General features: G+C 59.4%; 7 protein-coding genes. 4 read left to right on the top strand and 3 right to left on the bottom strand.

Annotated elements, in window-relative coordinates:
* The first annotated feature begins 194 nt into the window (after nucleotides 1-194).
* The 4 genes from glmS to LIO98_RS14275 all read left to right on the top strand — a co-directional run bounded on the left by glmS (nucleotide 195) and on the right by LIO98_RS14275 (nucleotide 4,053).
* On the top strand, nucleotides 195-2,021 hold the full coding sequence (glmS, locus tag LIO98_RS14290) for a glutamine--fructose-6-phosphate transaminase (isomerizing) (RefSeq protein ID WP_291958665.1): 1,827 nt from the start codon (nucleotides 195-197) through the stop codon (nucleotides 2,019-2,021).
* A gap of 67 nt (nucleotides 2,022-2,088) precedes the next feature.
* Nucleotides 2,089-2,415 carry a hypothetical protein gene (locus tag LIO98_RS14285; RefSeq protein WP_291958661.1) on the top strand — a complete coding sequence of 109 codons (327 nt, stop codon included), beginning with the start codon at nucleotides 2,089-2,091 and terminating at the stop codon, nucleotides 2,413-2,415.
* Nucleotides 2,412-2,675, top strand: coding sequence for a GIY-YIG nuclease family protein (locus tag LIO98_RS14280; RefSeq protein WP_066742624.1), 264 nt, complete (start codon nucleotides 2,412-2,414; stop codon nucleotides 2,673-2,675). The genes LIO98_RS14285 and LIO98_RS14280 overlap by 4 nt, the downstream gene beginning before the upstream one ends.
* Before the next feature lie 91 nt (nucleotides 2,676-2,766).
* Nucleotides 2,767-4,053, top strand: a complete 1,287-nt coding sequence (locus tag LIO98_RS14275; RefSeq protein ID WP_291958657.1) for an adenylosuccinate synthase — start codon at nucleotides 2,767-2,769, stop codon at nucleotides 4,051-4,053.
* Between the two features lie 83 nt (nucleotides 4,054-4,136).
* On the opposite strand, the gene LIO98_RS14270 is transcribed toward LIO98_RS14275, so the two are convergent.
* From LIO98_RS14270 to LIO98_RS14260, 3 genes are all read right to left on the bottom strand, one after another.
* Nucleotides 4,137-4,280: a hypothetical protein gene (locus LIO98_RS14270; RefSeq protein WP_291958654.1), complete on the bottom strand. Its 144-nt coding sequence runs from the start codon at nucleotides 4,278-4,280 to the stop codon at nucleotides 4,137-4,139.
* 157 nt (nucleotides 4,281-4,437) lie between these two features.
* Nucleotides 4,438-5,586 carry an FAD-binding oxidoreductase gene (locus tag LIO98_RS14265; protein ID WP_291958652.1) on the bottom strand — a complete coding sequence of 383 codons (1,149 nt, stop codon included), beginning with the start codon at nucleotides 5,584-5,586 and terminating at the stop codon, nucleotides 4,438-4,440.
* A gap of 12 nt (nucleotides 5,587-5,598) precedes the next feature.
* Nucleotides 5,599-5,853, bottom strand: a complete 255-nt coding sequence (locus LIO98_RS14260; protein WP_276804255.1) for a (2Fe-2S)-binding protein — start codon at nucleotides 5,851-5,853, stop codon at nucleotides 5,599-5,601.
* Nucleotides 5,854-5,866: the final 13 nt, after the last annotated feature.

The following is a 5,866-nucleotide window of genomic DNA, read 5'->3' as shown; positions in this document are numbered from 1 at the left end:
AATTTCATCATACAGTAATAATACTGAAAGTGCAAATTATTTCATGCAAAAATATTTCGGCGCGGGTTATGTAAGGATAGGGCGCGGGATCAGCGGGGTTATATTTTATTTTTATCCGCCATTATTTCAATATTTACTGTGAAAATATTGTAAAATAGATAGTGCTTAGCAGTTGGCGAAAGGATGATGGATAAATGTGCGGAATCATGGGCTATATCGGAGACAGGGATACGACGAAGGTAATACTCGAGGGTCTCGCGAAGCATGAATACCGCGGCTATGATTCGGCAGGCATAGCCGTTATCAAAGATAATAAAATATCGGAGCTCCGCACGATCGGCAGGGTCTCCGCGCTTGCGGAGAGGGTCGCGAAGGAACATTTCACGGGCGATTTCGGCATCGGCCACACCCGCTGGGCGACCCACGGCGGCGTGACGGAGAACAACGCCCATCCCCATGTCTCAAGCGATAACCGCGTGGTGCTGGTGCATAACGGCATCATCGAAAACGCGCGCGAGATACGCGCCGACCTTGAGGCGCACGGGATAAAGTTCCACACGGAGACGGATACGGAATCCGCCGTGCAGTACCTCGGCTATGTCTACGCCGGGGACCCGAAGGCGGCGATCGTAAAGCTGACGAAGCGCATCCGCGGCGCCTTCGCGCTCGTCATCATGTTCTATGACAAGCCGAACGAGATATGGGTGGCCCGCAAGGGCTCGCCGCTGGTCGTGGGCCACGCGGAGAACGAGGGCTTCTGCGCCTCCGACCCTACGGCGCTGCTGGAATATACGCGCGACGTCTGGTTTATGGACGACGATGAGATGGCGCAGATAACGAAAGAGGGCTGCAAGTTCTTTGACTTCAACGGCGCGGAACATCCGAAGGAGTCGATGCACCTCGATTGGGACGCGGCGATGACGAACCGCGGCGCTTACCCGCACTTCATGCTCAAGGAGATCCACGAGCAGCCCGAGGTTGTGGCGCATACGCTGCTGGGGCGCGTAGCGGGCGAGAGCGTCGATCTCAGCAAGGAGCTTGGCTGGACGAAGGAGGACGCGACGAAGTGGCGGAAGATCCACTTTGTCGCCTGCGGCACCTCACATTACGCGACGGTCGTCGCGGCGCATATTATGGAGACGCTCGGCAATTTTGAGATACGCACCGAGGTGGCCTCGGAGTACAGGTACCGGAATATCCCGATCGACGAGGAGACGCTGGCGGTGTTCGTCTCTCAGTCGGGAGAGACGGCGGACACGCTGCACGCGGCGCGTCTCGCGAAGGAGCACGGCGCGAAGTGTCTGGTGATCACGAATGTACGCGGCTCGACGATCCACCGCGAGGTGGGAGAGGCGCTGATCACCCCCGCCGGCCCGGAGATCGGCGTCGCGGCGACGAAGACCTTCACCGCGCAGATGACGGTACTGACGCTGCTCGGCCTCTATCTCGCGAAGCTGCGCGGCGATCTGAAGCCCGATACGGAGAGACGGCTCACCGCGGCGCTGATGGATATTCCCGGCAAGCTTGCGACGATGCTTTCCAAGGAGAAGGAGATCGAGGCGCTGGCCCGCGATTTCGCGGACGCGCGCGGCTTCTTCTTCATCGGACGCGGCCTCGCCTATCCGCCTGCGCTTGAGGGTGCGCTGAAGCTGAAGGAGATATCCTATCTCCACGCGGAGGCCTATCCCGCGGGCGAGATGAAGCACGGGCCGATCGCGCTGCTGGACAAGGAGCTGCCGGTGGTTGCCCTTGTCCCGAAGAACGCCCTCTGGGAGAAGACCATCTCCAACATTGAGGAATCGATGGCGCGCAAGTCTCCGATCATCGCGATCGCCACCGAAGGCGACGGGGAGATCGGGCACTATACGAAGCACGTCATCTTTACGCCCGAGACGGAGCCGGAGCTCTTCCCCTTCATCGCGATCATCCCGCTCCAGCTCTTCGCCTACTATATCGCGCGGCAGCGCGGCTGTGACATCGATATGCCGCGAAACCTCGCAAAGAGCGTCACCGTCGAGTAAATAAACGAAAGAACCAGAAGACAGGCGGAGCTCTTCCGCCTGTTCTTCTTTTTGTGGGGCGATAATGATGATAGATAAAAAAGTTGTGATCCTTATGGTTCTCACCGCCGTGCTGTTCGTCGGCGTTCCCTTTGTCGGGGGGGCCATCTTCGGCGAGAGCGGCGTTCCGCTGCTTGAGCAGGCGCGGGATTATCTCTCCGCGGGAAGCGGCGCGGAGTTCGCGGCGCATTTCTCCGCCTTCACCGGCCTGTCCTACTGGCTGCTCTCCGGCTGCTGCGATTTCTTTTATGAGTTTGACGAAGAGGGGCTCTGGGATTTCTTCTACTACCTCTTCCATGACGGGCCCGGCCATCACCGGTTCGAGAGAGACGCCCCCGGCACCTTTTCAATATGAGCGCCTATACCTATATACTGCGCTGCGCCGACGGCACCCTCTATACCGGCTGGACTAACGACCTGGAGAGGCGGCTGAAGGCCCACAACGCGGGGAAGGGGGCGAAGTACACGCGCCCGCGCCTGCCCGTCGAGCTCTTTTATTATGAGAGCTTTGAGACGAAGGAGGAGGCGATGTCGCGTGAGGCTTCGATAAAGAAGATGACGCGGCGCGCGAAGATACTTCTGAAAGTACGCAAAATTTCCGATAAAACCTCTTGATAATCTCAACATCAGAGGATACAATAACGAGGTTTTTGAAAAGAATGTTAAGAAGTAAAACTATTGGCAATCTGTTAAAGAGGTGTTTTCAATGAAAGGTCGCACAGATATTGTTCTGGGAGTACAGTGGGGAGACGAGGGCAAGGGCCGCGTGGTCGACGTGCTCGCCGCGCAGGCGGGGGTCATCGTCCGCTATCAGGGCGGCGCGAACGCGGGTCACACCGTCGTCGTCGACAATGAGAAGTATGTATTCCACCTTCTGCCCTCCGGCATACTCTATCCCGGTAAGACCTGTGTGATAGGAAACGGCGTCGTGATGGACCCCGAGACGCTCTTTGAGGAGCTTGACGGCCTCGCGGCGCGCGGCAAGAGGCTGGCGCGTCTCGTCGTGAGCCACGGCACGCACATCGTCATGCCCTACCACAAGCTCATTGACAGGCTCGCCGAGGGGGAGCGCTGCGAGGGGACCAAGATCGGCACCACCGGACGCGGCATCGGCCCCTGCTACGCGGATAAGTATGAACGCATCGGCATCCGCGCCGAGGACCTGGTCAACCCCGATATCCTGCGCGACAAGCTGTCACGCACGCTCAAAATAAAGAACGACATTCTCACGAAGATATACGGCGCCGAGCCTCTCGACTTTGCGGAGATGTACGCGAAGGCCCTCAAGTGGGGCGAGCGTCTCGCGCCGATGCTGGGAGAATCGTTCCTTGAGATAGACAGGGCCGCATGCGCGGGAGAGAATATTCTCTTTGAGGGCGCGCAGGCGACGCTGCTTGATGTCGACTACGGGACATATCCCTTCGTCACCAGCTCGAGCCCCTGCGCCGGCGGCGCCTGCATGGGCGCGGGCATCGGCCCCTCGCGCATCGACCGCGTGATCGGCGTCACCAAGGCCTACTGCACCCGCGTCGGAGAGGGCCCCTTCCCGACGGAGGAGCTCGGAGCGACCGGCGAACTGCTGCGCTCAAAGGGCGGCGAGTTCGGCGCTACGACGGGCCGCCCGCGCCGCTGCGGCTGGTGCGACCTCGTGGCCGTGGATTACGCGGTGAAGGTGAACGGCCTGGACGGCATCGCCCTCACGAAGCTCGACGTCCTCGACGGCTTTGACGAGATAAAGATCTGCACCGCCTACGAGATAGACGGAAAGATACGCGGACACTTCCCGAGCAGCTGCGCCGAGCTCGCGAAGGCGAAGCCGGTCTATGAGACGCTGCCCGGCTGGAAGAGCGATATTTCACGCTGCCGCCGCTTCGAGGAGCTGCCCAAGGAGGCGCGGGACTATGTGCGCTTCATCGAGGAGCGCGTAAAGACCCCGATCCTCCTCATCGGCGTCGGCGTCAGCCGCGAGGATACGATCGAGCGCGGGATATAGGACTCGCGGCGGCTAAAGGTAAATATACGATGGGCGCGGCTCCCCGCTAAGAGGGGCCGCGCCGCGTTTTGCGGGGCCGCCGGCTATCTGTGCCCTGCCGGCCTTGCCGCTGTACGCTCCGTTTTTTCCACCTTTTTAAGTTTTTCCGCCTTATATATTCGGAAGAGCGCCCAGCTGAAAAAACCGAATATCGTTCCGAGCCAGAGCACCATGTTGACGTACCACATTACAGCATTTCTCCTTTGTATCTTTACTTACGGTAATATAAATCAGACGGCGGAGAAATATATTATAAAAATACCTAAGGCCGCTTAGTAGTTTATAACAAAAAAACGGCCGCAGGGGGCGGCCGTTTTCATATAGGGGAAATGAGAGACAGAGATGTTAAACGACGTTCGGCTCAACGATCTTTTCGCCGCGCTCAAATCTTCTGTAGTCCATGATCGTGGGGTCGATAGGCGGCTTGTCTCCGTTGAGGAGCGCCGTCATGACCTGTCCCGCGACCGGTCCGAGCATGAATCCGTGGCCGGAGAAGCCCGTCGCGTGCCAGAAGTTCTTCACGTCGGTCTCGCCGAGTATCGAGGCGGCGTCCGGGGTCATGTCGTAGTAGCCGGCCCACTGGCGCACGACGCGGATGTTCTTCGCCCGCGGCAGCAGCTTGATGATGGTGCGCGCGATGCTTGCCACCGAATGTACCGTTGAGGTGTATCCGAGAAGCGGTTCGTGCGCGGGGCTCTCACCGGCGATGATCGAGCCGTGGGGACGCTGCTGGATGTAGTAGTTTCCGCTGAAGCTCATGAGCATCGGCGGGCATACGCCCGGGTCCACCGGTTCCGTGATGAGGATCTCGTGGCGCTCGGCCCAGTTCGGGAGCTTGATGCCGGCCATTGCCGCGATATCCTGCGCCCAGGCGCCGGCGCAGTTGATGACGCTGCCGCACTCAATGGTGCCGTGGTTGGTCTCAACGGCCTTGATCTTGCCGCCCTCGGTTTTGAGGCCGGTCACTTCGGTGAATTTGCAGAACTTCGCTTCGTGGCGTTTTGCCGCCTCCTGGAAGGCGAAGGTCGTAAGGAAGGGGTCGGCGTGGCCGTCCCTGCTGTAGTAGGTGAAGCCCAGCGCGTCGTCGACCGCTACGCCGGGGCAGATCTCCTGCGCGCGTTTGACGTCCGTGAAGGCCTCGGTCATGATGCCGAGGGAGTGCTGGAGCTCGACGTTTTTCTTGAACTGCTCCCATTCCTTCTCTTTGTAGGCGACGAGCAGGTATCCGCCCTGATTGAGGCCGGTGGGCAGTCCGAGTTCTTCGTCGAGCTGCTCGAAGGTGTCGAGGCAGGCGAGAGCCATGCGGCAGTTGAGCTCAAGGCCCCACTGCGCGCGGATACCGGCGCCGCAGCGGCCCGTGGAGCCGGAGCAGACGGTATTCTTTTCGAGCAGAACGACATTCTTTCTTCCTGATTTTGCAAGGTAATACGCGGTGGCGGTTCCTACGACGCCGCCGCCGATGATGACGACATCAGCTGTTTTCGGGAAATCCATCTTCTGCACCTCCTATTCGCAGTCCTCAGCAAGGAGGCTGAGCTTTATCGGCTTTACGGGGGGTCTCATCGTTCCTGGGGCGATCTCCGATACGGGTTTGCCGGTGGCTTTCGAGATCTCGCGCAGGATGATGTCGCGGCATCCGCGTCCCTGGCATGGTCCCATGCCGACGCGGAGCTCTCTCTTAAGCTCGTCAAAGGTGTCGTAACCGCGCGCAATCCACTCGCGGATCTCGTCGATCTCTATCTCTTCACAGCGGCATATCACATTTACTTTCGCC

Origin of the sequence: Cloacibacillus sp., assembly GCF_020860125.1 — a bacterium.
Taxonomy (GTDB): domain Bacteria; phylum Synergistota; class Synergistia; order Synergistales; family Synergistaceae; genus Cloacibacillus.
The sequence above is the reverse complement of the archived record's forward strand: the minus strand, read 5'-3'. Positions and strand labels throughout refer to the sequence as shown.

What these genes read in the sequence shown, in the direction of transcription:
- glmS (WP_291958665.1), top strand. Translation starts at nt 195, where the DNA reads ATGTGCGGAATCATGGGCTATATCGGAGACAGGGATACGACGAAGGTA.
- LIO98_RS14285 (WP_291958661.1), top strand. Translation starts at nt 2,089, where the DNA reads ATGATAGATAAAAAAGTTGTGATCCTTATGGTTCTCACCGCCGTGCTG.
- LIO98_RS14280 (WP_066742624.1), top strand. Translation starts at nt 2,412, where the DNA reads ATGAGCGCCTATACCTATATACTGCGCTGCGCCGACGGCACCCTCTAT.
- LIO98_RS14275 (WP_291958657.1), top strand. Translation starts at nt 2,767, where the DNA reads ATGAAAGGTCGCACAGATATTGTTCTGGGAGTACAGTGGGGAGACGAG.
- LIO98_RS14270 (WP_291958654.1), bottom strand. Translation starts at nt 4,280, where the DNA reads ATGTGGTACGTCAACATGGTGCTCTGGCTCGGAACGATATTCGGTTTT.
- LIO98_RS14265 (WP_291958652.1), bottom strand. Translation starts at nt 5,586, where the DNA reads ATGGATTTCCCGAAAACAGCTGATGTCGTCATCATCGGCGGCGGCGTC.